We start from the raw sequence: 26,992 nt of genomic DNA, 5'->3' as shown, positions 1-26,992 counted from the left end.
GATCCAGAATATCGAGATACCGATCACGACCATCGACAAGGACCCGATCATTTGACCCAGAGGACCTCCTTCATGCCGTCAGTCCGCACGCTCATTCCCGCGATGTTGCTCGCGCTCTCGCTCTGCGGCGTGCCTCAGCTCGCGTCGGCGGAGAGCTTCTCCGACAGCCAGCGTGGCGAGATCGAGACGATCGTTCGAAACTACCTGATCGCGCATCCCGAGGTGCTCGAAGAGGCGATGGCCGAGCTGCAGAAGCGCCAGACGGCGGCCGAGGCGGCCAAGCACGAGGCCAGCATCAGCAAGAACGCCGAGACGATCTTCAACTCGCCGCGCGGTGTCGTGCTCGGCAACAAGGATGGCGACGTCACCTTCGTCGAGTTCTTCGATTACAATTGCGGCTACTGCAAGCGCGCGATGGCCGACATGATGGACCTGATGAAGAGCGACCCGAAGCTGAAGGTCGTGCTCAAGGAATTTCCGGTGCTGAGCCAGGGCTCCGTCGAGGCCGCGCAGGTCGCGGTTGCCGTTCGGATGCAGGCCCCGCAGAAATATCTCGACTTCCACCAGAAGCTGCTCGGCGGCCGCGGCCAGGCCGACAAGGCCCACGCGCTCGCGGTGGCCAAGGAACTCGGCCTCGACATGGCCCGCGTCGAGAAGGACATGGCAAGCCCCGAGGCCAAGGCGACGATCGAGGAGAACTTCAAGCTCGCCGAGGAGATGGGCATGAACGGCACGCCGAGCTACGTGATCGGCAAGCAGGTCGTGATCGGCGCCGTCGGCGTCGAGGGCCTGCGCGAGAAGATCAGCACGGCCCGCTGCGGCAAGGCGAGCTGCTGAGCATATCTGTCAAAGCGTCTCGCCATCACGAGATCAATCGAAGGCCGGCTGTATCAGCCGGCCTTCTGCTTTTGCCGTGAGCCGGTGAAGAAGCAAGAGACCGGTGGCGCCGCCGCCCTCGCCTATCCCGTCAGCTTCATGCCGAGCCGGGTTCGAAGTGCCTCGCGGATGTGGCCGCGTGCAATCGCCTCGGCCCGATCGGGATCGCGGATCGCGATCGCCTCGATTAGCTCACCATGCTCGGCCGCGGCCGTTGCCTGACGTCCTTCGGCCGCAAACGTTGTGGTTCCCAGCAGCGCTGTCGCCACATGCATGTCCTCGAGGGCGGCATCGAGATAGCGGTTGCGCGCGGCGCGCTGGATCGCACCGTGCATCAGCCGATTCAGCCGCGCGAGCTCGACGGCGTCGCCCTCCCCGCTGACGAAGCGCGCATGAATGTCGCGCAGCGCCGCGATCTCGGCCGGCACGGCATACTGTGCCGCGAGCCGGGCCGCAGCGCCTTCGAGAATCTCCCGCATCGCGTACAGCTCGAGGATTTCATTCTCGTCGAGACTTCGCACGATCAGGCCGCGGCCACCAGCCGGCTGCACCCACCCCTTGGCCACCAGCTTGCCGAAGGCCTCACGGACCGGCGTGCGGCTGACGTTCAGCTTCTGGGCGACCTCGTCCTCACGCAGTCGATCGCCGGAGCGATAGAGGCCGTTCTCCAGCGCATGGCACAGCGCACGAAATACCGCCTCGCCGAGAGAGACGTTGTCACGATCGATGGTGAGCGATGGCGATTCCGAGGACATGGGGTCACTGTCTCACAACCTTGTTCCGAACAACAGTATCTCTTGCATGTGTTCGTATACAATAGTATACGAACACATGCCTCCGCAGCCGGCACTTCAGCACTGTCCATCATCGCTAGGCCGACGGCTGGCATGCCGATGGCGTGGCTGTGCGGACGCACGCCGATCCAGGGCCTGCCGCCTTGCGTTCGCAAGGGCCTGCGATGACTGATCAGAGCGATATCGTCGACCATCCCGTGACCTACGACGTCGTCGTGGCCGGCGGCGGCAACGCGGCCCTCTGCGCCGCCATTGCGGCACGGCGAGCCGGGGCCTCAGTCATCGTGCTGGAGGCCGCCTCGAAGTTCTATCGCGGCGGCAATACGCGCCACACCCGCAACATGCGCTGCGCCCACGACGCGGCGACCGCGACGTTGAGCGGCCCCTACACCGAGGACGAGTTCTGGGACGATCTCCTGCGCGTCACCGAAGGCCAGACCAACGAGCAACTGGCGCGCCTGATGATCCGCGAGTCCAAGGACATGCTCGACTGGATCGTCGAACAAGGCGTGCGTTTCCAGCCCTCGCTCGGCGGGACGCTGAGCTTAGGACGGACCAACTCGTTCTTCCTGGGCGGCGGCCGGGCGATGCTCAATGCGCTGTATCTCACCGCCGAGCTCCTCGGCGTCGACGTGCGCTACGAGGCCGAGGTGGTGGGGCTGGAGATGGACGACGGCCGCTTCCGCGCGGCGATCGTGCAGCACGGCAACGGCAGGATGCGCATCGGCGGCAAGGCGCTGGTGGCGGCCGCGGGCGGCTTCGAATCCAACATCGACAAGCTGGTCGAGGGCTGGGGTGAGATCGCCCGTAACTTCCTGATCCGCGGCACGCCTAACAATCGCGGCGCGGTGCTGGACATGCTGCTCGGCGCCGGCGTCGACAGTATCGGCGACCCGACCCAATGCCATGCGGTGGCGATCGATGCGCGGGCGCCCAAATATGACGGCGGCATCATCACGCGGCTCGACTGCGTCGTGTTCGGCATCGTCGTCAACAACAACGCTGAGCGATTCTACGACGAAGGCGAGGATGTCTGGCCGAAGCGTTACGCCATCTGGGGCCGCCTGGTCGCGACCCAGCCGAACCAGATTGCCTACATCATCTTCGACGCGAAATCGGCGAACCTGTTCATGCCATCGCTCTACCCCGCGATCGAGGCGGCCAGCATCACCGAGCTCGCCGGCAAGCTCGACCTCGATCCCGACAAGCTGACCACCACCGTCGCGCAATTCAACGCATCGGTGCGCGACGGCAGCTTCAATCCCGACATCCTGGACGATTGTCGCACCGAGAACTTGGCGCCGCCCAAATCGCATTGGGCGCGCCGTCTCGATTCAGCGCCCTTCTACGCCTATCCGGTCCGGCCCGGCATCACCTTCACCTACCTCGGCGTGCGCGTCGATCAAGCGGCAAGGATGATGATGAAGGCCGGCGGGCCAGCCGACAACATGTACGCCGCCGGCGAGATCATGGCCGGCAACGTGCTCGGCCGCGGCTATGCTGCGGGCATCGGCATGACGATCGGCAGCGTGTTCGGCCGCATCGCGGGCCGGGGAGCAGCGACACATGCAGCGCAGTGAGGCGTTGACCGAGGCGGATCGGCTGATGACGATCTGCAATTCCTGCCGCTATTGCGAGGGCCTCTGCGCCGTGTTTCCGGCGATGGAGATGCGCCACGCCTTCACCGGCGGCGACCTCAACTATCTCGCCAATCTCTGCCATGCCTGCGGCGCCTGCTACGTCGACTGCCAATTCTCGCCGCCGCACGAATTCGACGTTCGCGTCCCGTCCGTTCTGGCCCGGGTGCGGCACGAGAGCTACGCCGACTATGCCTGGCCGCCCGCGCTGGCGCCGCTGTTCAGGCGCAACGGCCTTGCCATATCGCTCATCGCGGTCATCAGCATGGCCGCGTTCGTCCTCGGCTTCGTGGCCTTCAACGATCCCGCCGCGCTGTTTGCAAGCCGGCACGGCCCGGGATCGTTCTACGCGCTCATGCCTCACAACACGATGGCGCTGTTGTTCGGCGCCGCCTTCCTGTGGGCCATCATCGCCATCATCATGGGCGCTCGGGCCTTCTGGAATGACATCGGCGAGCCGAGCTCGACCCTGACGCGCTCACGTCCACTGCTGCGCGCCGTTCGCGACGCAGGCAGCCTGCGCTATCTCGATGGCGGCGGCGTCGGCTGCTACAACGAGGATGAGCGGCCGCGCGACACCCGGCGGTTCTATCACCATCTGACGTTCTGGGGCTTCGTGCTCTGCTTCGCATCGACCAGCGTCGCGACGCTCTATCACTATCTTCTGCACCGCGAGGCGCCCTATCCGTTGTGGGATCTGCCCGTCGTGCTCGGCACGCTCGGCGGATTCGGCATCGTGGTCGGTCCGCTCGGACTCTACGCCGCCAAGCTCAGGCGTGAGCCGGCGATGATGGACGGCGGCAGCCGCGGCATGGATGTCGCGTTCTTGGCGATGCTCGTCCTCACCGGCGCGACCGGACTCGCTCTCCTCGTGCTTCGCGAGACCAGCACGATGGGCGTGCTGCTCGCGGTCCATCTCGGTGCGGTGTTCGCGATCTTCATCACGATGCCCTATGGCAAGTTCGTGCACGGCCTCTATCGATTCTTGGCGCTCCTCCGCTACGCGCGCGAACGTCACGGCGCGTAGCTCGCGCGAGGTCGCCGTCAACGCGCAACTGATCGCCGTCGTCATGCAGCATTCATGACCCTGAGCATCCGTTCATAAAGTTGCGATCTGCGACATTTTTCCGGAACGATCGGAGACGCACGGAACGACTCCTACCTCCTGCCGTTGTCGGCGCGGGCAGTGCCAATACGAGGAGGATAGAGGATGACCAATCGCTTGATGGTATCAGTTGCTGCAATCGCGCTCCTGGCGGGTGCAGGTTTTGCTCATGCGCAGAGCGCCGGCGGTGCGGGCGGCGCAGTTGGACAGTCCGGCGGCGCAGCCGGCGGCATGAACGCGCCCGGCGGCACGATGCATCGCGACAGCGCCTCGCCTGCGGCCGGCGGCGCGTCCGACATGCGCTCCAGCCAGTCGGATCAGAAGTCTGGTGCGACCAAGGGCCAGCGCGCCGAGGAAGGCATGAAGGGTCCGACTGCCAAGGGCGCGACCTCCGAGAGCGACAAGGCGGGCTCCAAGAGCATGAAGGCCGAGAGCCGCGACAGCAAGAGCGGCACCAGCACGAACGCCGAAACCAAGACCGGCAGCGACCGGTCGCAGACCACCACCGGACTGGCCGGCGCCGGCGCCAAGCTCACGACCGAGCAGCGCACCAAGATCACCAGCGTGATCCGCAGCCAGCGCGTCGAGCCGGTGACCAACGTGAACTTCAACATCTCGGTCGGGACCCGGGTGCCGCGCGACGTTCACTTCCACCGGCTCCCGGCCGAAGTCGTGACGATCTATCCGGAATGGCGCGGATATGACTTCATCCTGGTTCGTGAGCAGATCATCGTAATCGATCCTCGCACCCACGAGATCGTCGCAGTTCTCGACGCCTGATCCCGACCAGGCAGGCGATGAGGACATGGGGCGGGCAGCAATGCCCGCCCCATTCTATTGCGCCAATCTATTGCGCAAAGAGCACGCAAGGGCGATCACACGCAACCCGTGCAGCCCGGTGGACAAACCTGGTTAATCAGCGATTTCGCACACTTAAGACGGTTTTTTCGTGTGACGGACCAAGCCTCGAACGGCCGGCCTGGCTGCCGAAAGGCTTCCCCTTGGCGGCTTTGTTACCTATAACGCCGCCCACTGCCGCCACACCGCCGGGATGGGAATGGCCGACGCCGCTCACAACACGATCTATGTCCTCAACGGACCCAACCTCAACCTGTTGGGCACCCGCGAGCCGGAGACCTATGGCCACGCCACCCTCGCCGACGTGGAACGGCTCTGCGTCGAGACGGCTGCCCGCTTCGGCCTGGTGGCGGAGTGCCGGCAGTCCAACCATGAGGGCGTGCTGGTCGACTCCATCCATGAGGCCCGCAGCCGCGGTGTGGTCGGAATCATCCTCAATGCCGGCGCCTACTCTCATACCTCCATTGCCCTGCATGACGCGCTGATGGGGGTGAAGATCCCCACCGTTGAAGTGCACATCAGCAACATCCACGCTCGCGAGAGCTTTCGGCACCATTCTTTCACCGCGAAGGCGGCGTTTGCCTCGATCTGCGGCTTCGGCATCGACGGCTACCGGCTCGCGATCACTGGCCTCGCCGCCAAGATCGGCGCCAAAGCCGATACGCAGACCGACATCTAGCGCAAGCCTGACGTCACAGTCCTCACGCCACCCAACGTTCCGGATCAGATCATGGCGCCCCAGCCCGACGACAAGACCATCGCGAAATCCGAAGACAGCCAGCTCATTCGCGAGCTCGCAGCGCTGCTGGATGAGACCAGCCTGACCGAGATCGAGCTGGAGCGTGCCGGCCTTCGCATCCGCGTTGCCCGCAACGTGACCGTTGCGGCGGCCGTCCATTCGTCCATCGGAGCGGTCGCCGCTGGCGTTCCCCTGGTCGCAGCTGCGACGGCGGCAGCCGCCGGTGCGGACTTGTCCAAACATCCCGGCGTGGTGCCCTCGCCCATGGTCGGCACCGCCTATTGGGCGCCCGAGCCCGGCGCCAAGCCGTTCGTCGAGGTCGGCTCCAAGGTGTCGGTCGGTCAGACCCTGATGATCATCGAGGCGATGAAGACGATGAACCAGATTCCGTCACCGCGCGCCGGGACGGTGACGCAGATCCTGGTCGAGGACGGCCAGCCCGTTGAGTTCGGCGAGCCGCTGGTGATCATTGAATAATTGCGAGTAGCGAATAGCGAATAGCCGTCCGTTCCCTATTCGCTACTCCCTATTCGCTACTCGCCACTCGCGCCCGAGGCACCATGTTCGACAAGATCCTCATCGCCAATCGCGGCGAAATCGCCCTTCGCATCCTCAGGGCCTGCAAGGAGCTCGGCATCTCCACCGTCGCGGTGCATTCCACCGCCGACGCCGATGCCATGCATGTCCGCCTCGCCGACGAAAGCGTGTGCATCGGCCCGCCGCCGTCGAAGGACAGCTATCTCAACATCCCCGCGCTGCTCGCCGCCTGTGAGATCACCGGCGCCGACGCCGTGCATCCCGGCTACGGCTTCCTCTCGGAGAACGCGCGCTTCGCCGAGATCCTCGCCGACCACAACCTGCACTTCATCGGACCCAAGGCGGAACACATCCGCCTGATGGGCGACAAGATCGAGGCCAAGAAGACCGCCAAGCGGCTGGGCATTCCGGTCGTTCCCGGCTCCGACGGTGCGGTGACGCCCGACCAGGACGCGATGGCGATCGCCAAGGAGATCGGCTTTCCGGTGCTGGTCAAGGCGGCCGCCGGCGGCGGCGGCCGCGGCATGAAGGTCGCCCACACCGAGGCGGACCTGCAACTGGCGCTGACCACCGCGGCCAACGAGGCCAAATCCGCGTTCGGCGACGCTTCGGTCTATCTCGAGAAGTATCTGCAGAAGCCCCGCCACATCGAGATCCAGGTGCTCGGCGATGGCCGCGGCGGCGCGATCCATCTCGGCGAGCGCGACTGCTCGCTGCAGCGGCGCCACCAGAAGGTCTGGGAGGAAGGCCCCTCGCCGGTGCTCGACCCGGCCAGCCGCGCCAAGATCGGCGAGACAGTCGCCAAGGCGATGCAGGAGCTGAAATATATCGGCGTCGGCACCGTCGAATTCCTCTATGAGGACGGCGAGTTCTACTTCATCGAGATGAACACCCGCATCCAGGTCGAGCATCCCGTCACCGAGATGATCACCGGCATCGACCTCGTGCTGGAGCAGATCCGCATCGCGGCCGGCGGCGACCTGCCGATGACCCAGGACCAGGTTGTCATCAACGGCCACTCCATCGAGTGCCGCGTCAATGCGGAAAATCCCGTCACCTTCCGGCCATCGCCGGGCAAGATCCTGCAGTACCATCCGCCGGGCGGCCTCGGCGTCCGCATCGATTCGGCGGTCTATCAGGGCTACGTGATCCCGCCCTATTACGACTCGCTGGTCGGCAAGCTGATCGTCCACGGCAAGACCCGGGTCGAGTGCCTGATGCGGCTGCGGCGGGCGCTGGACGAGATGGTCGTCGACGGCATCGAGACCACCCTGCCGCTGTTCCGGGCGTTGGTGCGCGAGCCCGCCATCATCGATGGCGACTACCACATCCACTGGCTCGAGCAGTATCTCGCCGGCCAGAACGCGGACTGAGCAGCACCTGAAGAATCCCGCGGCCCGGCGGGAACTCTTCGGTCTGCACGACGTTCTGCTCTGTCGGCGGTTCCGCTGAGGGGGCAGGTATTTCAATCGGCATGCGAGTGAGCGGTGGCGCCTGAGATCAGACAGAGGCGCACGCTAGGACAAATCCTGCTGTTGTCGGCGGGATTCCTGGTGCTGGTCGTCGTCAGCACGGCCTCGGTGCTGCTGGTCAACAAGGCCCGCAGAGACAGCGCCTGGGTGGTGCACACCATCGAGGCGGAGAACCAGATCAATGCGCTGCTGCTCGAGGTCCGCCGCGCCGAGAGCGGCGCCCGCGCCTACCTGCTGACCCAGGGCCCGGATTTTCTCAGAGATCACGAAGCCGCCGTTGCCGCGATCCGGCCCGTGCTCGACAAGCTTGCGACGCTCCTCGCCGACAACCAGGCTCAGGTGGCGAACCTCGCCAGATTGCGCAGCATCATCGAGACCCGATTGGCGCAATTCGACCGGGAGAAGGCTCTCGTCGCGTCCGGCGATCTTCCCAGTGCGGTGGCCCTGGTGCGCGATGCCGCATCGATCGACAGCAGCACGACCATGCGTACCACCGCCGAGGCGATGCGCACCGAGGAGGAACGCCTGCTGGCGGTGCGAACCACCAATGCCGACGAAAGCCAGCAGCTCGCGACCATCGTCACTGTCGCCGGTTCGGCGCTGGTCGTCCTGCTCGCCGTCATCTCGCTGCTCCTTGTGCGCCGCTCGACCAGCGCCCGCGACGAGGCCGAGGCCAAGCTGCGCGAGAGCAACCTCAACCTCGAAGCCACCGTCGACGAGCGTACCGCCGACCTGCGCGAGGCCAATGAGGAGATCCAGCGCTTCGCCTACATTGTGAGCCACGATCTGCGCTCGCCGCTGGTCAACATCATGGGCTTCACCAGCGAGCTCGACGAGCTGCGCAGCGACATCTTCCGGCGCATCGCGGCGCTCGCGCGCGCGGTGTCCGACGCGCCGCCGCCGGCCGAAGGCACCGAGCCGGAGCTGGAAGGCGCCGACAAGCAGCTCTCGGAGGATTTCTCCGAGGCGCTGGGCTTCATCAAGTCCTCGATCGCAAAAATGGACCGGCTCATCACCGCCATCCTCAATTTGACCCGCGAAGGCCGCCGCGAGTTCGTGCCGGTGCGCATCGACACCCGCGAGTTGATCGAGGGCATCGTCTCGACGCTCGCGCATCAGGCTGCGGAAACCAACACCACCATCCGCGTGGAGCCGCTGCCGGCCATCGTCAGCGACCGCCTTGCGCTGGAGCAGATCTTCTCCAACCTGATCGACAACGCGATCAAATATCTGAAGCCCGGCGTTGCCGGTGACATCGCCATTCGCGCCCGCACCAAGCTCGGTTTCGCCATCTTCGAGATCACGGACAATGGCCGGGGGATTGATCCCAGGGATCACCAACGTATCTTTGATCTGTTCCGCCGCGCCGGGACCCAGGACCGTCCGGGTCAGGGGATTGGATTGGCGCATGTCCGTGCGCTGGTGCGCCGCCTCGGCGGAACCATGTCGGTCGCGTCGGAGCTCGACCAGGGCAGCACGTTCACCATCACGCTCCCGATCAACTGGAACGCCTCAACCCGGAACTCAGACCGATGACCATGCCCGTGACGATCATCATGATCGAGGACGACGAAGGCCACGCCCGCCTGATCGAGCGCAACATCCGCCGCTCGGGAGTCAACAACGAGATCAAGCCGTTCACCAACGGTACAGATGCCGTGAAGTATCTGCTGGGTGCTGACGGCACCGGCCTCGATCACAAGGGGCAAGCATTGCTGATCCTGCTGGACCTGAACCTGCCGGACATGACCGGCATCGACATCCTCAAGATGGTCAAGCAGAACAGCTTCCTGAAGAGCGCGCCCGTGGTCATCCTGACCACGACCGACGACTCGCAGGAGATCAAGCGCTGCTACGAGCTCGGCTGCAACGTCTACATCACCAAGCCGGTCAACTACGAAAGCTTCGCCAACGCCATTCGCCAGCTCGGCCTGTTCTTCTCCGTCATCCAGGTTCCGCCCGCCGCATGAGCTCCGCCGCCCCCACGCTGCTCTACATCGACGACGACGCGGCGCTGGCGCGGCTGGTCGAGCGCGGGCTCAAGCGATTGGGCTTCACGGTGGAACACGCCGCCGACGGCAGCGCGGGCTTGCAGAGGCTGGAGCGCGGCGGGATCGACGTCGTTGCGCTCGACCAGTACATGCCCGGCTTCGACGGGCTCGAGACGCTGGAGCGCATCATGGCGCTGCCCGAACCGCCGCCGGTGGTGTTCGTCACCGCCTCGCAGGATTCCAAGATCGCGGTCACGGCCCTGAAGGCGGGCGCAGCCGACTACCTCGTCAAGGACGTGCAGGGCGAGTTCATTCCGCTGCTGCAGGTCGCGGCCGAAGGCGCGGTGCGGCAGGCACGGCTGCAGAAGGCCCGCGACGAGGCGGAGGCCGAAGTGCGGGCGTCACGCGACCGCTACGCGGCGCTGGCGGCGGAGCGCGAGGTCCTGCTGCGCGAGGTCAATCATCGCGTCGGCAATTCGCTCCAGATCATCGCCTCGCTGCTGCATCTTCAGGCCAACTCCAGCACCCAGGACGACGTCAAGGCCGCGCTCACCAATGCGATGGGCCGCGTCGCCGCCGTGGCGCAGGTGCACCGCCGGCTCTACACGTCTCAGGATCTCAAGAGCGTGCTGCTCAACCAGTATCTGGATTCGCTGCTCGACGACCTGCGCCGCTCGGCCGAGGGCAACCGGATGTCGCGGCTGACCCTGAAGGCGGAGCCGGTCGAGATCGACCCGGATCGCGCGGTCGCGATCGGCATCGTCGTCAACGAGTTGGTCATGAACGCGGTCAAATACGCCTACCCCGATGGGCCGGGCCCGATCCATGTCGAGCTGAAGCTTGCAGGCGAGGACATCGTGCTGTCGATTGCCGACGACGGCGTCGGCCTCAACGCAACCAGCGATCCGCGCTCGACCGGAATGGGCCAGCGCATCGTCAGCGCCATGGCGACCAAGCTCGATGCCACCGTCGGCCCCGATCCGAGCCATGCCGGCACCAAGATCGTGGTCCGCTTCCGCCTCGAAAAACATGCTCCCAAGCCCGCGGCTGCTGGGGTTGGCTGAGCCGAGGCAGCCGGCACGCGACCGTCGCGCATCCGACGTCGGCCTGCTATGCTGATCCCATGAATACGCGCGACTCTGCAGCGTCCGAGATCACGCCCGAGGTGCTGCTGCGTGCCTATGCCTGCGGCATCTTCCCGATGGCCGAAAGCGCCGACGACCCGACCTTGTTCTGGGTCGAGCCGGAGCTGCGCGGCGTCATTCCGCTCGACGGCTTTCGCGTCGCCTCGCGCCTTGCGCGCACGGTGCGATCGGACGCCTTCGCCGTGACCGTGAACCAGGCCTTCAAGGCGGTGATGGATGGCTGCGCCGAGCCGCAGCCCGGCCGCGAGGACACCTGGATCAACAAGCGTATCCGCGAGCTCTACAGCGGCCTCCACGCGCTCGGCCATTGCCACAGCGTCGAATGCTGGCAGGATGGCGAGCTTGTGGGCGGCCTCTACGGCGTCAGCCTGGGCCGCGCCTTCTTCGGCGAGAGCATGTTTCATCGCACCCGCGACGCCTCGAAGGTCGCGCTGGTGCATCTCGTCGCGCGGCTGATCGCCGGCGGCTTCGAGTTGCTCGACACCCAATACGTCACCGAGCACCTCAAGACCTTCGGCGCCGTCGAGATCCCGCGCCGGCGCTACACCGTGCTGCTCGAAAAGGCCCTGAGGGGACCGGCCGCCAATTTCGCCAGGCTGGCGGTCGATCGGCCGATGCCGGGTACCGAAGCGTTGGCGATCATCGCCGCGCGCGGCTGAGCCCGGTTATCTGAACACTCCGCCGAACGGTCCGCCCGCCTGGGGCGGCGGCGGCGGTGGCGGCACCTGCTGGGTCTGATATTGCTGCGGCGGCGATGGCGGCCTGGGAGCCGCCTGCCTCTGCTGCGGCGGCCGCTTCTGTGCCGGCTGCGCCGTGGGCGTGGGCTTCTGATCGGGGGCTGCGCTGACCACCGTGGTCTGCGGCTCTTTGCAGTCGACCAGCCAGATGTCGTAGATCGGGTGCTCGACGCCGTGCAGGCCGGGGCTGGCCGCGAACATCCAGCCCGAGAAGATGCGCTTCACCTCGCCCTGCAAGGTGATCTCGTCGACCTGCACGAACGCGTCGGTGTTGGCGGCCTCGGTGGCCGGCCTCGTGTAGCAGGCGTCGGTCTTCACCCGGAGCGCGCCGAACTGCACGGTCTCGCCGATGTCCTCGTCGAAATTGATGATGCGGCCGGTGATCTTGTCGAGCCCGGAGAAGCTCGCCTTCTTGTTCACGATCTTCTGCGCCGGCGGCTCGGTCACGACCTCGTCGCCCGGCTGGATGGTGGCCGGCGTCTGCGGCACCGCGCCGTTCGGCGGGATCGCCGCATTCTGGGGGGCGCCGCGAGCCGGTGCCTGCCGCTGACCGGGCGCAGCCTGGCCGGGCGGCGGCACGGCCGCGACGGGGGGATTGTTCTGTGGCAGGATCGTCGTTCCCGGCGGCGGCGCCAGCGGCTGGGATTGGACCGGGCCCGGCAGGGCGGCGCCCTGCCCTGGCGGCGGACGGGTCGGCGCCGGCAGCACCCGGCCCTGCGGCAGCTCCGGGACCTCCTCCTCTTCCTCGGGAGGCGGAATCGGCTCGCCACGGCGCGGAATGTTGCCCGGCGGGCGCGGAACGGGATCGGAGAAAATGGTACCGATCTGCGCGCGCGCCGGCACGGACAGCGTGAGGGATGTGGCGGCCAGCAATGCCGCGATACCGGTCAGGACGATTGTTCGGTGCATCTCGCGCGGCTTTATCAGGCGAATCGGGGTTCGGGACAATCAAATCGCGTCATGACCCATCCGCCGCTCTCGATCAGCCCTCCCGTTAACATGTCGAATACGGCGGGGGAAGGGCGAGCTGCCAGCGCTCCGCGTGCTGGTCAGCCGGTTCATCCAATGAGATAGTCGTGATCAAGAGCCCGATCGGAACCGGCGTCAAAGGGAAGGAAACCGATGTCTGATTCGATCCGTCTCGACGGCCGAGTGGCCGTCGTTACCGGTGCGGCCGGCGTCATCGGCGCCGCGACCATGCGGCTGCTGGCCGCACGCGGTGCCCGCATCGTCGCGGTGGACCGGCGCGAGGCCGATCTCGCCGCCGCGACGGCCGCCCTGCCCGCAAGCGCCGAGGCGCTCGCCGTGGCCGCCGACGTCACCGACGAGGACCAGGTCGCGGCTTATGTGCGACAAGCGTGCGATCGGTTCGGCACCATCGATGTGTTCTTCAACAACGCCGGCATCGAAGGCGAGATCAAGCCGATCACCGCTTATCCGCTCGACGCGTTTCGTCGCGTGCTCGACGTCAACGTCGTCGGCGTCTTCCTCGGCCTCAAGCACGTGCTTCCGGTGATGCTGAAGCAGAACCGCGGCTCGATCATCAACACCGCCTCGATCGCCGGCCTGATCGGCTCGCCGCAGATCGCCGTCTACAGCGCCAGCAAGCACGCGGTCATCGGCTTGACCAAGAGCGCGTCCTGGGAGTGCAGCGGGACCAATGTGCGTGTGAACTGCATCTGCCCCGGGCTGATCGAGAGCCGCATGCTGAGCGCGATCATCGAAGGACGCAGCGGCGCCCCGGTTCCGGCCGACAAGGTGGTCGATCGCGTCCCCGCACGCCGACTCGGCCAGGGCGCAGAGGTGGCCTCGATCGTCGCCTTCCTCGCCTCCGACGATGCCAGCTACGTCTCCGGCGCCGCCTACACCGTCGATGGTGGCCGCACCGCCGCTTGACGTCCCCTCAACGCACAGGTCGATTGCAATGCCCGTTCAGCTCGATGCCGATGCCGCCGCCGTCTACAAGGCGTTCCAGGAGGGCGGTCGGCCGGCCTATGAGACGCTGACACCGCAGGAGGCGCGGGACTACTATCTGGCCGCGCGCGTCGTGAGCAATCCCGAGCCGCCCGAGCTTGCGGACGTCAAGGACCTCGCCATCCCTGCCCCGCATGGCGCAATCCCGGCACGGCTCTATCGGCCAAGGGCGGTGCGGCAGACCAACGGTCTTGCGCCGGGATTGGTGTTCTATCACGGCGGCGGCTGGGTGATCGGCAATCTGGATTCGCATGACGTGGTATGCCGCGCGCTGGCGCACGAAGGCGAACTGATCGTGATCTCGGTCGACTACCGCCTCGCGCCCGAGCACAAGTTTCCGGCGGCGGTCGACGACGCCGTCGCGGCCATACGATGGATCGCCGACAATGCCGCCGCGCTCGGCATCGATGCCGCCAGGCTCAGCGTCGGCGGCGATTCCGCTGGCGGCAATCTCGCCGCCGTCGTCGCACTCTCGGCGCGTGACGGCAACGGCCCGAAGCTCTCAGGCCAGGTGCTGATCTATCCGGCCACCGACTTCACGATGAGCCATCCCTCCCACAGCGAGCCCGAGACCAGCGTGCTGCTGACGCATTCGGTGATCCGCTGGTTTCGCGACCATTATCTCAACACTGCCGCCGACATTCACGATTGGCGTGCCTCGCCGGCGAAGGCGGAAAGCCTGGTGGGGCTACCGCCCGCTTATGTGCTCACCGCCGGCGCCGATCCGCTGCGCGACGAAGGCGACGACTACGCGCGGCGCCTGCGCGAGGCCGGCGTGGCGGTGACCTACCGAACGCATCCCGGCCAGTTCCACGGCTTCTTCACGATGGGCAAGCTGTTGGACCAGGCCAATGTCGCGGCGCGCGACATCGGCGTCTGGCTGAAGCAGCTCGACCGGCCCGGCGGCATCTGAGCGTTACCGCGCTGAGCTCAGAACGCAACGACCCGCGAGTTCGCGGGTCGTGCTCACATGCAGCCGAAGTCGTCTCGTGTGAGATCGGCTTGCTCGCCTCGAGCAGCAGCTACATCCCGTGCAAGCCGGCCAGGACGACTGGGCAGCTCACATCTCATTCCTCGCAGCAGGAGACTCCCGCATGAAGACCGTGAACCTCGCCGACAAGCTGAGCCAATTCTCAGGCCATTGGGACCCGCACGTGATCGCGGACTACAACGAAAATGACGTGATGGTCGTGAAGTTCATGGGAGAATTCCCGTTCCACAAGCATGACACGACGGATGACTTCTTCCTGGTCCTGGAAGGCGAGATGGAGATGGACATTCAGGGGCAGCCTTCGCGGACGGTGAAGGCCGGCGAGTTGTTCGTCGTCCCCAAAGGGGTCGTCCACCGGCCGCGCGCGGCCAAAGAGGTCAAGGTGCTCCTGATCGAACCCAAGGGCGAACCGAACTCCGGCGACTCCGACAGGGTGCCCGCGCCCAAGCCGCGCATCTGACTCGCCGGAAGACGTCAGAGCTTCGGGACTCCGCGAGCTTGAGATATCATTCAGAGCGGACAGGTGAGCAGGATGAACATTGAGCCAACTCTGGAGATTGCGCTGGCTTGGTTCAAGCCCGAAGAGTGGGAGGATTTCAGGCGGATCTGTCCAGATCTGCACGACACCTACGAAGAATGGCTGGCCAGCGCTCAGGAGGTCATCGACACGATCGGCAGTCGCCCGGACGAGCGGATCGTGAAAGTGATCCCGACCGCGGTCGAGCTTCGGAAATGGCAACGCGCGACCGGGCGCCAAGTCGATGGCAGGGTTCGCTCACAGCTTGCCGCCAGGGGCGCGCGCAAGATCCGCACCGAGCCCCCACAGCCGGCTCCCGAGCCCCGTTCTGGCTCAGAAGGCGGTCGCTGACGCTTGTCGCTCAGTTCGCTCAGGCGGGCCACGGCAAGTTCTGAGGGCGCAACGGCCGCCCATGCAGCGGACGAAGCGGAGCATCGCCGAAATGTCCGCTGTTTTTGCGCTGCAACCGAGATAGTGTCCCCTCGCCCGCAAGGACGGCTTGTGGCCGTCTGGCAGGCCCCTCCTCCGATAGGATCGCCCCGATGTTCGACCGCTTGACCCGCCAGCCCGATGATCCCCTGCTCGCTCTGATCGGCATCTTCAAAGCCGATCCGAGGCCGGACAAGGTCGATCTCGGCGTCGGCGTCTATCGCGACGAGGCCGGCCATTCGCCGATCTTCCGCGCTGTGAAAGCTGCGGAGCGCATCATCTGGGAGAGCCAGGACAGCAAGAGCTATGTGGCGCCGGAAGGCGACCAGCGCTTCCTCGACCTGTTGTGGTCGCTCGTCGGCGGCCCCGCGCCATCGGTCCATGCCGCAGGCGTGCAGACTCCGGGCGGCTCGGGCGCGCTCCGCCTCGCCGCCGATCTGATCCGGCAGGCCGGCACCGGCAAGATCTGGCTCGGCCTGCCGAGCTGGCCCAATCACGCCGGCATCTTCGCCGCGGCGGGGCTCGAGGTCGAGACCTATCCATACTTCGACGTGCCATCGCAGACCCTGCAGCTCGACAGCATGCTCGACGCGCTGCGGCGCGCTCAGCCGGGCGATGCCGTCCTGATCCATGCCTGCTGCCATAACCCGAGCGGCGCTCCCCTCAGCGCCGACGACTGGACGCGCATCACCGCCATGATCACAGCGCGCGGCCTCGTGCCGCTGATCGATTCCGCCTATCAGGGCTTCGGCGCCGGCCTCGACGGCGATGCGGCCGGTCTGCGGATGCTGATCGCGGCCGCCCCCGAAGCGCTCGTCGCAGTGTCCTGCTCGAAGTCGTTCGGACTCTATCGTGAGCGCACTGGTGCTCTTTACGCCGTCGCGGCATCGCAGGCGGCGGCCGACACCGCGCGCTCCAATCTCGTCGCGATCGCGCGCACCAGCTATTCGATGCCACCGGACCATGGCTCGGCGATCGTGAAGACCATTCTCGGCAGCCCCGATCTGCGCCGCGACTGGGCCGAGGAGTTGGAGTCGATGCGGCTGCGCCTAGCGACGCTGCGCCGCTCCTTTGCCGAGGCGCTCGGCGGCCGCTGGTCGAACACCGTCGCCATCGGCGTGCAGGAAGGCATGTTCTCGCTGCTGCCACTTACCCCGGCGGAGGTGCTGACCCTGCGTGAGAAGAGCGGCGTCTACATGCCCACCTCGGGCCGCATCAATGTCGCCGGCCTGAAGCTGTCAGACGTGACGCGCGTCGCCGGCCTGTTCAAGTCGCTTTGAGCGAGCGCGGGCGAGGAACGACAGCGTGACCGAGATCGTCCAGGAACGGCACAAGCTCTACGAAGACGCAATGGCCCTGACGCTCGGCACGCTGTTCGTGTCGCTCGGCATGCTGATCTACAGCAAGACGGTGCTGCTGGTCGGCAGCACCGCCGGTCTGTCGCTGCTGTTGAGCTATATCAGCGGCTACGGCTTCGGCTTGAGCTTCTTCCTGCTCAACCTGCCCTTCTACGTGCTGGCCGTGAAGCGCATGGGCTGGCCGTTCACGATCCGCACCTTCCTGGCGGTCGGGCTTGTGGCGCTGTTCTCGCGCCTGACGACGTCCTGGGTGGAGATTGCGTGGATCGAGCCGATCTATGCCACCATCATCGGCGCCGGCCTGACCGGCACAGGGCTGCTGATGCTGTTCCGCCATCGCACGGGCCTCGGCGGCATCAACATCCTGGCGCTGTATCTGCAGGAGCACTGGAAGATCCGCGCCGGCTATTTCCAGCTCGCCGTCGATTTCCTCATCATGATCGCCGCATTCTTCGTCATCCCCGTGAACCGGCTGGCGCTGTCGATCATCGGCATCGTGATCGTCAACGTCATCATCGCGATCAACCACAAGCCGGGGCGCTACATGGCGCTGAGCTGAGCGGCCGAGCTCCAACCGCAAGGTCGATCTGCGCTCGGATACCCCACCGTGACACGCGCCGGATGCCGCATGGGTGCGCTGCACCTTGCCAGACGGCGCATTCCGTGGGATGAAAGCTCTGGTATGCCAGCAACCGAGGCAATGGATTACCGCCTCCGTCCGCCCCTGCGGGGCGCCTGACGGACTCTTCGGTGCGGCTGGATCGCCAACAAGAAACGCGAACGCAAAATCTCGAACCGATCTCTGGGGACGACCAAGGTATGGCACGCAACATTCTGATTCTCGGGGCTTCCTACGGCTCCCTCCTCGGCACCAAGCTGCTGATGGCCGGCCACAACGTGACGCTGGTCTGCCGCAAGAAGACCGCCGAGCTGATCAACCGCGACGGCACGGAGGTCCGCATCAAGCTGCGCGACGAGCCGGCGCATCGCTCGATCTTCTCGCGCGACCTGCCGGGCAAGCTCGACGCGGCCACGCCGGATAGCGTCGACCTGTCGCGCTACGACCTGGTTGGTCTTGCGATGCAGGAGCCGCAATACACCAACCACACCATTCGCGTGCTGATGGTGAAGATCGCCGAGGCCAGGCTGCCGTGCCTGTCGATCATGAACATGCCGCCGCTGCCCTATCTCAAGCGCATCCCGGCGCTCGCCAACGTCGACCTCGACGAGGCCTACACCAACCCCGCGGTGTGGGAACGCTTCACGCCCGGGCTGGTCACGCTGTGCTCGCCGGATCCGCAGGCCTTCCGTCCGCCGGAGGAAGCCGCCAACGTGTTGCATGTCGGCCTGCCGACCAACTTCAAGGCCGCCGCCTTCGAGGACGAAAAGCACAATGCGCTGCTGCGTGAGCTGGAGCGCGACATCGACGCGGTCAGGCTCGACGGCCAGGACGTGCCGGTGAAGCTGAAGGTGTTCGACTCGCTGTTCGTGCCGCTGGCGAAGTGGTCGATGCTGCTCACCGGCAACTATCGCTGCATCACGCGCGGCGAGCCGCAGGCCATCCGTGATGCCGTTCATGGCAATCTCGCCCAGTCGAAATCGATCTACGAGCACGTCGATGCCATCGCGCGCAAGCTCGGCGCAGATCCGAGCGACCAGGTGCCGTTCGAGAAATACGCCAAGGCGGCCGAGAGCCTGCTCAAGCCGTCGTCGGCCGCGCGCGCCGTCGCCGCGGGCGCGCCGTTCATCGAGCGCGTCGACCTTCTGGTGAAGCTGATCTCGCAGCAGCTCGGCATGCCCAATGCCGAGATCGACCAGACGGTGCAGACCGTCGACTTCAAGCTCAACGAGAAGATCGTGGTCGGCGGCTCCAGCGCGCAGTGATGGGCAGGCGCCGACATCGTCCGTAACCAGATGTGACTTTGCATGAACGCGCGGCCAACGCATGGTTCGCGCGTTCATTGATTCACAGCGTTCGGATGAAGATGCCGTCCTTCGGGCCTCTCGCTTTTCCTCTGCAGGCCCTGAGCTGGCTCGGCAATCAGGGCACCCGCGCCATCGTCGCGGTGCTGCTGCTGGCGATCGCCGTGCCGCCGCTCGGCGAGCTGGCGCGACCCTACGTCACGCACGCGATCTTCCTGCTGCTCTGCATCTCGTTCATGCGCGTCGACGTCGGGATGCTAACAGCGCATCTGCGCCGCCCGCTGCTGGTGGTGGCCGCGACGGCCTGGACCACGATCGCCGTGCCGGCGCTGGTCGGCTCGATCGGGCGCATCACGGGCGTCGATGCCACAGCGCCCGACCTGTATCTCGCGCTGATGCTGCAGGGGACGGCCTCGCCGATGATGGCCTCGCCCGCGCTCGCCGCGCTGATGGGGCTCGACGCGACGCTCGTTCTCATCACGCTGGTGACCTCGACCGCGCTGGTGCCGCTGACGGCACCGCTGTTCGCCTCTGTGTTCCTGGGCGAGACATTGTCACTGTCTCCGGCCGCGCTCGGGCTGAAGCTCGCCGCCATCCTTGCGGGCGCGCTGGCTGCGGCCGCCGCGATCCGCCTTGCCCTCGGCATCGATACGATCCGCCGCCATCGCGCGCCGATCGACGGCCTCAACGTCCTCATCCTGTTCGTGTTCGCCTCCGCCATCATGGCTCATTTCCTGGCCGACCTGGCCGCGAGCCCGTTCCGCATGCTGGGACTGGCGCTGCTCGCCTTCGCCGTGTTCTTGCTGTTGCTTGGTACCACGATGCTGCTGTTTCGCGGCGCGGGCCGCGAACGCGCCATGGCGCTCGGCATGATGGTGTCGCTGCGCAACATGGGGCTGATGCTGGCGGCGACCGAGGGCGCGATCCCGGGCACCACCTGGCTGTATTTCGCGATGAGCCAGTTCCCGATTCACCTTGCCCCGCAGTTGCTGCGGCCGCTCGCCGAGCGCCTGCGTCCCAAGGCGCTTCCATCTGGCGGGACCGATCACGGCTTGACCAGCCCTGCATCGGAATGAGGCAGAGCAGCAACGGCCTGCGGCCGCTTCGGCATGACGCGACGGCCAGCCGCTTACTATCAAGGCCGACATGGTTGTTGCTGGCGTGCAAGGCCGGCGCTACGCTCCGTGGCTGTTGGTGCAGGAGGATTATGTGACCACGTCAGACGATCAGAAAATTTCCGAAGACCGCCGCGATGCGCTGCGCTACGCGCTCGCCATCGGATCCGGTGCCGCGCTCGCGTCCGCCATGACGACGACGCCCGCCTCGGCGCAAGCGGCCGACAACACGCTCGACCGGGTCCGCGCCAACAAGGTGCTGCGCATCGCCGTGCTGCCGGGCGAGCTGCCCTATTTCAACAAGGACCTCGCCTCCGGCACGTGGTCGGGCTTCTCGATCGAGATGGCCAACGACATCGCCAAGCTGCTCGACGTGAAGCTCGAATATGTCGAGTCGACCTACGGCAATTCGGTGCTCGACCTGCAGGCCGGCAAGATCGATCTCGGCTTCGCGCTCAACCCGACGCCGCAGCGCGCGCTGGTCATCGACTTCTGCGGCACGGTGTTTCCGCATCCGTTCGGCGCGATGCTGAAGAAGGGGATGGAGGCCAAGACCTGGGCCGACATCAACAAGCCGGAAGTGAAGATCGCCGTCGACGTCGGCTCGGCCAACGAGGCGGTGGCGCGCCGTTTTGCGCCGAACGCGACCATCAAGTCGCTGAAGTCGCGCGACGAGGTGATGCTGGAGATGGCCTCGGGCCGCGTCGACGTCGTCGTCAACGCGCTGATCCTGGGCCTCACCGCAATCGCCAAGAACCCCAATCTCGGCACCTACAAGATCCTGCAGTCGCCCTCGGTCGCGATCCCCTCCAGCATGGGCGTGCGCCGCGAGGCCGACAAGCGCTGGCGCGACTTCCTCGCGGTGTGGATCGACTACAACCGCGGCATCGGCCAGATGCGCGAATGGTTCGTCAAGGGCCTGGGGCTGGCCGGCGTCAAGGCCGAGGACGTGCCGGTCGAGGTGAATATCTAAGCGAAGCTACGCTCTCTCCTAGCGTCATTGCGAGGAGCGCAGCGACGAAGCAATCCAGGACCGCGCGTGCCGCCCTGGATTGCTACGCTTCGCTCGCAATGACGGAGGCATTCGATGATGTATCGCCTCACGCCTTGTCGTACGTCATGCCGCGCTCGAAGCGGCGGCCGAGCAGCGTCGCCGGAAACAGGATCGCGAAGTAGATCAGCGCGATGATGGTGTAGACCTCGAGCGGCCGGTAGGTGTCGGCATTGATCAGCGTCGCGTTGTAGACGAGATCCGGCACCGCGATCACCGACACCAGCGAGGTGTTCTTCAACTGCGTCACCGACTGGTTGACATAAGGCGCCAGCATCGGCTTCAGGGCCTGCGGCAGGATCACGAGCCGCATCATCCGCCACGGACGCAGGCCGAGCGCGCGTGCCGCATCCCACTGCCCGCGCGGCACGCTCTCGATGCTGCCGCGCACGATCTCGGCATAGAACGCCCCGGCATAGAGCGACAGCACGGTGACGGCGGCGACATGCGCCGGAATGTTGACGCCGATCACCACCGGGAACGCGTAGTAGAACCAAATGATCTGCACCAGCAGCGGCGTGCAGCGGAACAGCTCGATATAGCCGATCAGCAGCCAGTCGATCACCACCGGGCGGCGCAGCCTGACGATGCCGACGACGAGCCCGATCACCGAGCCGAGCAGGATGGTGCCGAGCGTGTACGCCATGGTCCAGCCGAGCCCCACCCAGAACAGATGGCTGTACTTGGCGAGGATGGCGAAATCCCAGGTATAGTTCATCGCAGCTCCGGCGTAACGCGGTCGCGGCCCCTCACAGATACCGGCTCGGAGCAAAGGCGGAGGCGTCGAACGGCGGCGCCTCGCCCGCGATCATCGCGGCGATCGCCGCGCCCGTGGCCGGCCCCGTGGTGAAGCCGATGTGCTGATTGCCGAATGCAAGCCACAGGCCGGAATGGCGCGGCGCCGGCCCGATCATCGGCAGCGAATCCGGCAAGGTCGGCCGCGCGCCGCGCCAGGGCTGGGCCACGGCCTCGCCGAACTCGACCACGCCGCGCGCCAGCGGCACCACCTGCTCGAGCTGGGCGAAATTCGACGGCGCATCTCGATCGGTCAGCTCGACGCCGGAGGTGACGCGCACGCCGTTCTCCATCGGCGTCATCAGGAAACTGCCCTCGGCGTCGTGGATCGGACGGTGCAGCATGCGCGCCGGATTGGGTGTGAACTCCTGGTGATAGCCGCGCTCGAACGCCATCGGCACGCGGTAGCCGAGCGACCTGAGAATGTCCGGCGACCACGGCCCGAGCGCGACCACGACCTGGCGGGCGCGAATCTCGCCGTCGCCGAGCACGACACGCCAGCCGTCACCGTCGGACAGCACCGCCCTGATCTCGGACTGCCGCAGCACGCCGCCCGTGCCCTCGAACATGCGCGCATAGGCCTTGGTGACGTTGCCGGGAGAATCGACCGACGCCGTCTGGCTATGAAGCAGGCCGACCTTGTAGACCGGCAGCAAATTCGGCTCGAGCGCCGAAATGCCCTGGCGGTCGAGCAGCTCGCTCTTGATGCCGTATTCGGCCAGGAACGCCTGCTCGGCCTTGGCGGCTGCGATCGCATCGCTGCGCCACGCCTTCAGCCAGCCGGTCTCGCGGATGCGCTGCGGCTCGCCAGATCGGACGATCCAGTCGCGATGCAGCGTCAGCGACGCGCCGATCAGGCCATGCAGCGCGGTCGCGCGCGGCTTGACGCGGGACTCGACGGCATTGGCGAGGAAGCGCAGCACCCATTCGAGGTTGCGCAGAGTCCACGATGGATCCCAGCGCACGGCCGCGCTCCGATTGCGGAGATAGGACGGCAACGCCGAGAACAGCGAGGGCTTGTTGAGCGGCAGGATCGAGCCGGAGGAGAGAATGCCGGCATTGCCATACGATGTCTCCTCGCCCGGCGCCTTGCGGTCGACCAGCACCACCGAGAACCCACGCTCCCGGATGGCGTAGGCGGAGGAGACGCCGACGATCCCCGCTCCCAGCACGACCACGTCGGCTGTCTGCTGCACACGCTCCATCGTCTCTCGATCCATCCGCCGTTTACATCAGGGTCAGGCCGCCATCGACCGGCAGCACCGCGCCGGTGACGTGGCCGGCATCTTTCGACAGCAAGAAGGCGACAGCCGCGGCGATGTCGTCGGGCTCGGCGAGGCGCTGTTGCGGATTGGCAGACGCCGCCGTCTGCCACGCGGCCGGATCGAGCGAGCCGAGCCGTCCCGCATCCTTGCGCGTATAGCCGGGCACGACGACATTCGCCGTGCCGCCGCACGCAGCCAGCTCGATGGCCAGGCATTTCACCAGCGCCTCCAGCGCCGCCTTGGCGGCGGCCGAGGCCGGGAAGGTGCCGCCCGGCACGAAGCGGTGCGCGACGAAGCTGGAGATCGCGACCACGCGCGCATGGGTGCTCTGCACGAGGTCGGGGAGCGCGGCGCTGGCAAGCTCATGAAAGGCCGCCGGCATCACTGCGAGTGAGCGGTCGAGCCCGTCGCGCGGCAGATCGCGAAAGCTGCGGCGGTCGGCAAAGCCGGCGGCATGCACCACCGCGTCGATCCGGCCAAAACGCGTTCGTGCCGCAGCCGCCAAACCGGTGGCAACGCCCTGCCTGGCCAGGTCACCGCAATGAAACTCGGCTTCGGCGCCGGCCTCCCGGCACGCGGCGGCGACGTCCCGCAGACGCGCGAGACCCGGTTCGTCAGCCCCCTGCCCGTGCAGCATCACGGCCTGCCCCGGCGCGGCCAGGCGGCGCGCCACGGCAGCGCCGATGCCGGCCCCGCTGCCGGTGATGATGGTGACACGCATCGCGCCCTGGTCTGCCCCTCGTTTCGCGGGGCGGACTATAGGTCCCGGACCTGCCGATGCCAACACGCGGACGGACATGCGCCGATGTCCGCCGCGCGGGACTGCCTGTTACCTCAGACGTTCGGAACCGTCCGAGCGAAGCTGATAAAATCAGTTGCTCAGCATTTGGCGCCGACGCTGCACGTCTTGGTCGACTGGGAGATCGTGCCGCCGGCCGTGCGGCATGCGGCGGCATTGGCGTTCACGCAGGCCACCTTCACCGACGTGCAGCCCGCATGATCGTTCTTCACACATTGCGTCTCGCTATAGGTGCTCAGCACGCTGCCGCCCTTCTTGCAGACGCACATTCCGGTGAGTTCGGCCTTCGCCGCAAAAGCGCTGTCGAGACCGCCGACCACGGCAGCAACGAATAAAATCAGGTAAAGCAATACGCGCATCGTATCCTCCATGAACAGTGGCAATGCGCTCACTATGAGCGCTTCCTGCATTCTGTACAACTTTAAATTGCTTCAATTGCCGACGAGGATCTCTGCCCGCGGCTCCTCGTCCGCTGATGCAGGTCAGGTGGTGACGCGTGCCGCGCGCCGCAGGGCCTGCGGCGGCTGGCCGAAGGCGCGAATGAAGGCGCGACGCATCCGCTCAGGATCGCGAAAGCCGGTCGCTTCCGCCACTAGCTCGATCGGCTGATGCGAGGCCTGCACCCGATCGCGCGCCACTTCCAGCCGCAGACGCTCGATCGCCTTCGACGGCGTGGTGCCGGTCTCGGCGACGAAGGCGCGGGTGAAATGCCGCGTGCTCATGCCGGCACGCTCGGCGAGATCGTCGACGGTCAGCGGGGCATCGAGGTGCTCCCGCGCCCAGGTGAGCAGATCCGCAAAACGGCCGCTCGGCGCCTTCAGCTCCAGCAGCGAGGAGAACTGCGACTGCCCGCCGCTGCGGCGATGATATAGCACGAGCTGCCGTGCGGTCTTCTGCGCGATCTCCTCACCGTGATCGTCGGCGACCATGGCAAGCGCGAGATCGATGCCGGCAGTGATCCCAGCCGAGCTCCAGACATTGCCGTCGCGGACATAGATGCTGTCAGGCTCGAGCTTCACATGAGGGTAGGCGCGCAGGAACTGCCGCGTGCGCTGCCAATGCGTCGTCGCGCGCCGCCCGTCCAGCAGGCCCGCTTCGGCCAGCATGAAGGCGCCGGAGCAGATGCTGGCAAGACGGGTGCCGCGCTGCCCGACCTTACGGACGAAGTTCAGCGTGCATGCGTTGCGGCTCGCCGCTTCGACGCCCTCGCCGCCGGCGATCAGCAGCGTGGTCAGCGCCGACACCGGACCGAATTTGCGCGCCAACATCTCGGCCCCCGACGACGACCGCACGGGTCCGGGCGTGGCAGCGACGACCCTGATCGATGGCGCGGCGCGCGCATAGCGCGAAGCGATCTCGAACACCGAGATCGGCCCGGCGGCGTCGAGCAACTGAAAATCGGGATAGATGAGCACGCCGATCATGGTGGATTGCTCCGTGAACCCAAGTCTGAGGTCCCAAGTCTGAGATCCCAAGTCCGCGATCCCAGGTGTGAAATCCAAGTCTGTCCGGAAACGAGGGAACCTTGGCATATCAGCCATCCAGCGGACCATGCAGAATGACGGCCGTCAAGCACCAGACCCTGCGAGCACCGCCATGGCCCAACCGCTCTCGATCGCTCTCGTCCTGTTTCCACATCTGACCCAGCTCGATCTCACCGGTCCAGTTCAGGTGTTCTCCAGCGTGCCCGGCGCGACGCTGCATCTGGCGTGGAAGAGGATCGAACCCATTCCGACAGACTCGGTTCTCACTCTGATGCCGACCACAACCTTCGCCGACTGTCCGCAGGCGGACGTCATCTGCGTTCCCGGCGGCTTCGGCGTCGACGCCATCCTCGATGACGACGAGGTCATCGGCTTCATCCGCCGCCAGGCCGAAGGGGCCAGGTACGTCACGTCGGTCTGCACAGGCTCGCTCGCGCTCGGCGCCGCCGGCCTGCTGGATGGCTATCGCGCGGCGACCCATTGGAGCGCGCGCGAGTGCCTGCCGCTGTTCGGCGCGACCGTCAGCACCGAGCGCGTCTGCATCGACCGCAACCGGATCACCGGCGGCGGCGTCACGGCCGGCATCGACTTCGCGCTGACCCTGGTGGCGCAGTTGGTCGATCGTCAGACGGCGGAGGCGATCCAGCTCAGGCTCGAATACAATCCGGCGCCCCCTTTCACCGCCGGTTCCCCCGACACGGCACCGCCCGAAGTGGTGTCACGCATGCTGGAGCGGATCGCACCGTCCCGGAGGCGGCGGATCGCGGCGGCGGAGCATGCGGCGGCCGCCCTCAGGACCAACCCGACGTAGCGCAGGCTTGGCAGGCTCCCGAAAGCAAAGAGGCCGCCCGGAGCTGGGGCGGCATCTTCCGATCGGATCATCTTGAGCGAAATCGAATCAGCTGCCAGGAGTCCAAGGCTGATAATCACCGGTGGCCTTTGGCCTGCGACCGCTGGCCAAGGTCGAGCCGGCCGGGCGATACGCCAGAGCAGTCCCCGTCAGGTTCGGCTGATGCGGCTTTTCCCACTCGCGCGGCTTGTAGCCGTCCTGAGTCGGCGGCACGTCGACCATGTGATGCATCCAGGCGTGCCATTCGGGCGGAATGCGGCTGGCTTCGGCCAGGCCGTTGTAGATCACCCACCTGCGCTCGAAATGCAGCACCGGATCGATCTTGCCGCCGGCGGTCCGGTAATAGCGGTTGCCTTGTGCATCCTGCCCCACGAGCTCGCCGAACCGCCAGGTCCACAATTGCGTGCCGAAAGTCTGGCCGTTCCACCACGTGAAGAGCTTGAGAAAGAACTGTTTCATGGGCTTGGGGCCGGTTCTGTGAAGGTCCCGGCTCTGATGCCACCCCGCCCGCATCTTGTCCAGTGTTGCACCGCCTCCGCCCGCGACGATG

General features: G+C 66.3%; 29 protein-coding genes. 21 read left to right on the top strand and 8 right to left on the bottom strand.

Features of this window, described 5'->3' with window-relative positions; all coding sequences use genetic code 11:
* Nucleotides 1-72: 72 nt before the first annotated feature.
* The gene (locus QX135_RS21825) at nt 73-837 is read left to right on the top strand and encodes a DsbA family protein (RefSeq protein ID WP_315772229.1); all 765 of its coding nucleotides are present in this window, start codon (nt 73-75) and stop codon (nt 835-837) included.
* 122 nt (nt 838-959) lie between these two features.
* Here the strand turns inward: QX135_RS21825 and QX135_RS21820 are convergent, their stop codons facing one another.
* The gene (locus QX135_RS21820) at nt 960-1,631 is read right to left on the bottom strand and encodes a GntR family transcriptional regulator (protein ID WP_315772230.1); all 672 of its coding nucleotides are present in this window, start codon (nt 1,629-1,631) and stop codon (nt 960-962) included.
* Nucleotides 1,632-1,834: 203 nt separating this feature from the next.
* On the opposite strand from QX135_RS21820, the gene tcuA reads away from it, so the two are divergent.
* The 10 genes from tcuA (at nt 1,835) to aat (ending at nt 11,813) form a co-directional block, all read left to right on the top strand.
* Entirely contained in the window at nt 1,835-3,250 is a 1,416-nt protein-coding gene (tcuA, locus tag QX135_RS21815) for an FAD-dependent tricarballylate dehydrogenase TcuA (RefSeq protein WP_315772232.1), read from the top strand.
* Complete coding sequence (tcuB, locus tag QX135_RS21810; protein ID WP_316234274.1) at nt 3,237-4,334, top strand: tricarballylate utilization 4Fe-4S protein TcuB; 1,098 nt, start codon at nt 3,237-3,239, stop codon at nt 4,332-4,334. The genes tcuA and tcuB overlap by 14 nt, the downstream gene beginning before the upstream one ends.
* A 183-nt stretch (nt 4,335-4,517) precedes the next feature.
* Nucleotides 4,518-5,192 (top strand): DUF1236 domain-containing protein, encoded by a 675-nt coding sequence (locus QX135_RS21805; protein ID WP_315774629.1) that lies wholly within the window; start codon nt 4,518-4,520, stop codon nt 5,190-5,192.
* 277 nt (nt 5,193-5,469) lie between these two features.
* A complete protein-coding gene (aroQ, locus tag QX135_RS21800) occupies nt 5,470-5,949 on the top strand; it encodes a type II 3-dehydroquinate dehydratase (protein WP_315755619.1) in 480 nt (159 codons plus the stop codon).
* A 51-nt stretch (nt 5,950-6,000) separates the two neighbouring features.
* Nucleotides 6,001-6,486 (top strand): acetyl-CoA carboxylase biotin carboxyl carrier protein, encoded by a 486-nt coding sequence (gene accB, locus QX135_RS21795; RefSeq protein ID WP_315737772.1) that lies wholly within the window; start codon nt 6,001-6,003, stop codon nt 6,484-6,486.
* An 83-nt stretch (nt 6,487-6,569) separates the two neighbouring features.
* Nucleotides 6,570-7,919: an acetyl-CoA carboxylase biotin carboxylase subunit gene (accC, locus tag QX135_RS21790; protein WP_315737771.1), complete on the top strand. Its 1,350-nt coding sequence runs from the start codon at nt 6,570-6,572 to the stop codon at nt 7,917-7,919.
* A gap of 114 nt (nt 7,920-8,033) precedes the next feature.
* The gene (locus tag QX135_RS21785) at nt 8,034-9,554 is read left to right on the top strand and encodes a sensor histidine kinase (RefSeq protein WP_315737770.1); all 1,521 of its coding nucleotides are present in this window, start codon (nt 8,034-8,036) and stop codon (nt 9,552-9,554) included.
* Nucleotides 9,551-9,988: a response regulator gene (locus QX135_RS21780; RefSeq protein ID WP_315737769.1), complete on the top strand. Its 438-nt coding sequence runs from the start codon at nt 9,551-9,553 to the stop codon at nt 9,986-9,988. The genes QX135_RS21785 and QX135_RS21780 overlap by 4 nt, the downstream gene beginning before the upstream one ends.
* Nucleotides 9,985-11,073 carry a sensor histidine kinase gene (locus tag QX135_RS21775; RefSeq protein WP_315774627.1) on the top strand — a complete coding sequence of 363 codons (1,089 nt, stop codon included), beginning with the start codon at nt 9,985-9,987 and terminating at the stop codon, nt 11,071-11,073. The genes QX135_RS21780 and QX135_RS21775 overlap by 4 nt, the downstream gene beginning before the upstream one ends.
* Before the next feature lie 59 nt (nt 11,074-11,132).
* The gene (gene aat, locus QX135_RS21770) at nt 11,133-11,813 is read left to right on the top strand and encodes a leucyl/phenylalanyl-tRNA--protein transferase (RefSeq protein ID WP_315798524.1); all 681 of its coding nucleotides are present in this window, start codon (nt 11,133-11,135) and stop codon (nt 11,811-11,813) included.
* A gap of 6 nt (nt 11,814-11,819) precedes the next feature.
* Here the strand turns inward: aat and QX135_RS21765 are convergent, their stop codons facing one another.
* Complete coding sequence (locus QX135_RS21765) at nt 11,820-12,800, bottom strand: DUF2155 domain-containing protein (RefSeq protein WP_315737766.1); 981 nt, start codon at nt 12,798-12,800, stop codon at nt 11,820-11,822.
* Nucleotides 12,801-13,013: 213 nt separating this feature from the next.
* Between QX135_RS21765 and QX135_RS21760 the strand changes: the two genes are divergently transcribed.
* The 9 genes from QX135_RS21760 to QX135_RS21720 all read left to right on the top strand — a co-directional run bounded on the left by QX135_RS21760 (nt 13,014) and on the right by QX135_RS21720 (nt 21,171).
* Entirely contained in the window at nt 13,014-13,787 is a 774-nt protein-coding gene (locus QX135_RS21760; RefSeq protein ID WP_316180115.1) for an SDR family oxidoreductase, read from the top strand.
* Nucleotides 13,788-13,815: 28 nt separating this feature from the next.
* Nucleotides 13,816-14,778: an alpha/beta hydrolase gene (locus tag QX135_RS21755; RefSeq protein ID WP_316180117.1), complete on the top strand. Its 963-nt coding sequence runs from the start codon at nt 13,816-13,818 to the stop codon at nt 14,776-14,778.
* A 181-nt stretch (nt 14,779-14,959) separates the two neighbouring features.
* Nucleotides 14,960-15,316 (top strand): cupin domain-containing protein, encoded by a 357-nt coding sequence (locus tag QX135_RS21750; protein ID WP_316159873.1) that lies wholly within the window; start codon nt 14,960-14,962, stop codon nt 15,314-15,316.
* A gap of 72 nt (nt 15,317-15,388) precedes the next feature.
* Nucleotides 15,389-15,724, top strand: coding sequence for a hypothetical protein (locus tag QX135_RS21745; protein ID WP_316180120.1), 336 nt, complete (start codon nt 15,389-15,391; stop codon nt 15,722-15,724).
* Between the two features lie 191 nt (nt 15,725-15,915).
* The gene (locus QX135_RS21740) at nt 15,916-17,082 is read left to right on the top strand and encodes an amino acid aminotransferase (protein ID WP_316180121.1); all 1,167 of its coding nucleotides are present in this window, start codon (nt 15,916-15,918) and stop codon (nt 17,080-17,082) included.
* 25 nt (nt 17,083-17,107) lie between these two features.
* Nucleotides 17,108-17,719: a YitT family protein gene (locus QX135_RS21735; protein WP_315737761.1), complete on the top strand. Its 612-nt coding sequence runs from the start codon at nt 17,108-17,110 to the stop codon at nt 17,717-17,719.
* A gap of 260 nt (nt 17,720-17,979) precedes the next feature.
* Nucleotides 17,980-19,044, top strand: a complete 1,065-nt coding sequence (locus tag QX135_RS21730; RefSeq protein WP_315755634.1) for a ketopantoate reductase family protein — start codon at nt 17,980-17,982, stop codon at nt 19,042-19,044.
* Nucleotides 19,045-19,145: 101 nt separating this feature from the next.
* On the top strand, nt 19,146-20,159 hold the full coding sequence (locus QX135_RS21725; RefSeq protein ID WP_316180193.1) for a Na+-dependent transporter: 1,014 nt from the start codon (nt 19,146-19,148) through the stop codon (nt 20,157-20,159).
* Nucleotides 20,160-20,292: 133 nt separating this feature from the next.
* Nucleotides 20,293-21,171, top strand: coding sequence for a transporter substrate-binding domain-containing protein (locus tag QX135_RS21720; RefSeq protein ID WP_315737759.1), 879 nt, complete (start codon nt 20,293-20,295; stop codon nt 21,169-21,171).
* 127 nt (nt 21,172-21,298) lie between these two features.
* Here the strand turns inward: QX135_RS21720 and QX135_RS21715 are convergent, their stop codons facing one another.
* The 5 genes from QX135_RS21715 to QX135_RS21695 all read right to left on the bottom strand — a co-directional run bounded on the left by QX135_RS21715 (nt 21,299) and on the right by QX135_RS21695 (nt 25,532).
* Complete coding sequence (locus QX135_RS21715) at nt 21,299-21,967, bottom strand: amino acid ABC transporter permease (RefSeq protein ID WP_315780581.1); 669 nt, start codon at nt 21,965-21,967, stop codon at nt 21,299-21,301.
* A gap of 31 nt (nt 21,968-21,998) precedes the next feature.
* Entirely contained in the window at nt 21,999-23,249 is a 1,251-nt protein-coding gene (locus tag QX135_RS21710; protein ID WP_316180125.1) for an FAD-dependent oxidoreductase, read from the bottom strand.
* Between the two features lie 22 nt (nt 23,250-23,271).
* The gene (locus QX135_RS21705) at nt 23,272-24,030 is read right to left on the bottom strand and encodes an SDR family NAD(P)-dependent oxidoreductase (protein WP_316180127.1); all 759 of its coding nucleotides are present in this window, start codon (nt 24,028-24,030) and stop codon (nt 23,272-23,274) included.
* Between the two features lie 158 nt (nt 24,031-24,188).
* The gene (locus QX135_RS21700; protein WP_316180129.1) at nt 24,189-24,518 is read right to left on the bottom strand and encodes a hypothetical protein; all 330 of its coding nucleotides are present in this window, start codon (nt 24,516-24,518) and stop codon (nt 24,189-24,191) included.
* Between the two features lie 72 nt (nt 24,519-24,590).
* The gene (locus tag QX135_RS21695; protein WP_316180131.1) at nt 24,591-25,532 is read right to left on the bottom strand and encodes a GlxA family transcriptional regulator; all 942 of its coding nucleotides are present in this window, start codon (nt 25,530-25,532) and stop codon (nt 24,591-24,593) included.
* 172 nt (nt 25,533-25,704) lie between these two features.
* On the opposite strand from QX135_RS21695, the gene QX135_RS21690 reads away from it, so the two are divergent.
* A complete protein-coding gene (locus QX135_RS21690; RefSeq protein WP_316180133.1) occupies nt 25,705-26,403 on the top strand; it encodes a DJ-1/PfpI family protein in 699 nt (232 codons plus the stop codon).
* 87 nt (nt 26,404-26,490) lie between these two features.
* On the opposite strand, the gene QX135_RS21685 is transcribed toward QX135_RS21690, so the two are convergent.
* Nucleotides 26,491-26,901: an NADH:ubiquinone oxidoreductase subunit NDUFA12 gene (locus tag QX135_RS21685; protein ID WP_315755810.1), complete on the bottom strand. Its 411-nt coding sequence runs from the start codon at nt 26,899-26,901 to the stop codon at nt 26,491-26,493.
* Nucleotides 26,902-26,992 lie beyond the last annotated feature (91 nt).

This window comes from Bradyrhizobium sp. SZCCHNR1098, assembly GCF_032489375.1.
Classification (GTDB): Bacteria; Pseudomonadota; Alphaproteobacteria; order Rhizobiales; family Xanthobacteraceae; genus Bradyrhizobium.
The sequence above is the reverse complement of the archived record's forward strand: the minus strand, read 5'-3'. Positions and strand labels throughout refer to the sequence as shown.

Bases quoted from the DNA above. Each gene is read 5' to 3' on its own strand.
- QX135_RS21690 (WP_316180133.1), top strand. From the start codon at position 25,705: ATGGCCCAACCGCTCTCGATCGCTCTCGTCCTGTTTCCACATCTGACC.
- QX135_RS21755 (WP_316180117.1), top strand. From the start codon at position 13,816: ATGCCCGTTCAGCTCGATGCCGATGCCGCCGCCGTCTACAAGGCGTTC.
- QX135_RS21765 (WP_315737766.1), bottom strand. From the start codon at position 12,800: ATGCACCGAACAATCGTCCTGACCGGTATCGCGGCATTGCTGGCCGCC.
- QX135_RS21760 (WP_316180115.1), top strand. From the start codon at position 13,014: ATGTCTGATTCGATCCGTCTCGACGGCCGAGTGGCCGTCGTTACCGGT.
- QX135_RS21715 (WP_315780581.1), bottom strand. From the start codon at position 21,967: ATGAACTATACCTGGGATTTCGCCATCCTCGCCAAGTACAGCCATCTG.
- QX135_RS21805 (WP_315774629.1), top strand. From the start codon at position 4,518: ATGACCAATCGCTTGATGGTATCAGTTGCTGCAATCGCGCTCCTGGCG.
- QX135_RS21745 (WP_316180120.1), top strand. From the start codon at position 15,389: ATGAACATTGAGCCAACTCTGGAGATTGCGCTGGCTTGGTTCAAGCCC.
- QX135_RS21685 (WP_315755810.1), bottom strand. From the start codon at position 26,901: ATGAAACAGTTCTTTCTCAAGCTCTTCACGTGGTGGAACGGCCAGACT.
- accC (WP_315737771.1), top strand. From the start codon at position 6,570: ATGTTCGACAAGATCCTCATCGCCAATCGCGGCGAAATCGCCCTTCGC.
- QX135_RS21730 (WP_315755634.1), top strand. From the start codon at position 17,980: ATGGCACGCAACATTCTGATTCTCGGGGCTTCCTACGGCTCCCTCCTC.
- aat (WP_315798524.1), top strand. From the start codon at position 11,133: ATGAATACGCGCGACTCTGCAGCGTCCGAGATCACGCCCGAGGTGCTG.
- tcuA (WP_315772232.1), top strand. From the start codon at position 1,835: ATGACTGATCAGAGCGATATCGTCGACCATCCCGTGACCTACGACGTC.
- QX135_RS21750 (WP_316159873.1), top strand. From the start codon at position 14,960: ATGAAGACCGTGAACCTCGCCGACAAGCTGAGCCAATTCTCAGGCCAT.
- QX135_RS21780 (WP_315737769.1), top strand. From the start codon at position 9,551: ATGACCATGCCCGTGACGATCATCATGATCGAGGACGACGAAGGCCAC.
- QX135_RS21700 (WP_316180129.1), bottom strand. From the start codon at position 24,518: ATGCAGGAAGCGCTCATAGTGAGCGCATTGCCACTGTTCATGGAGGAT.
- QX135_RS21695 (WP_316180131.1), bottom strand. From the start codon at position 25,532: ATGATCGGCGTGCTCATCTATCCCGATTTTCAGTTGCTCGACGCCGCC.
- QX135_RS21710 (WP_316180125.1), bottom strand. From the start codon at position 23,249: ATGGAGCGTGTGCAGCAGACAGCCGACGTGGTCGTGCTGGGAGCGGGG.
- QX135_RS21705 (WP_316180127.1), bottom strand. From the start codon at position 24,030: ATGCGTGTCACCATCATCACCGGCAGCGGGGCCGGCATCGGCGCTGCC.
- QX135_RS21820 (WP_315772230.1), bottom strand. From the start codon at position 1,631: ATGTCCTCGGAATCGCCATCGCTCACCATCGATCGTGACAACGTCTCT.
- QX135_RS21775 (WP_315774627.1), top strand. From the start codon at position 9,985: ATGAGCTCCGCCGCCCCCACGCTGCTCTACATCGACGACGACGCGGCG.
- QX135_RS21740 (WP_316180121.1), top strand. From the start codon at position 15,916: ATGTTCGACCGCTTGACCCGCCAGCCCGATGATCCCCTGCTCGCTCTG.
- aroQ (WP_315755619.1), top strand. From the start codon at position 5,470: ATGGCCGACGCCGCTCACAACACGATCTATGTCCTCAACGGACCCAAC.
- QX135_RS21725 (WP_316180193.1), top strand. From the start codon at position 19,146: ATGCCGTCCTTCGGGCCTCTCGCTTTTCCTCTGCAGGCCCTGAGCTGG.
- accB (WP_315737772.1), top strand. From the start codon at position 6,001: ATGGCGCCCCAGCCCGACGACAAGACCATCGCGAAATCCGAAGACAGC.
- QX135_RS21825 (WP_315772229.1), top strand. From the start codon at position 73: ATGCCGTCAGTCCGCACGCTCATTCCCGCGATGTTGCTCGCGCTCTCG.
- tcuB (WP_316234274.1), top strand. From the start codon at position 3,237: ATGCAGCGCAGTGAGGCGTTGACCGAGGCGGATCGGCTGATGACGATC.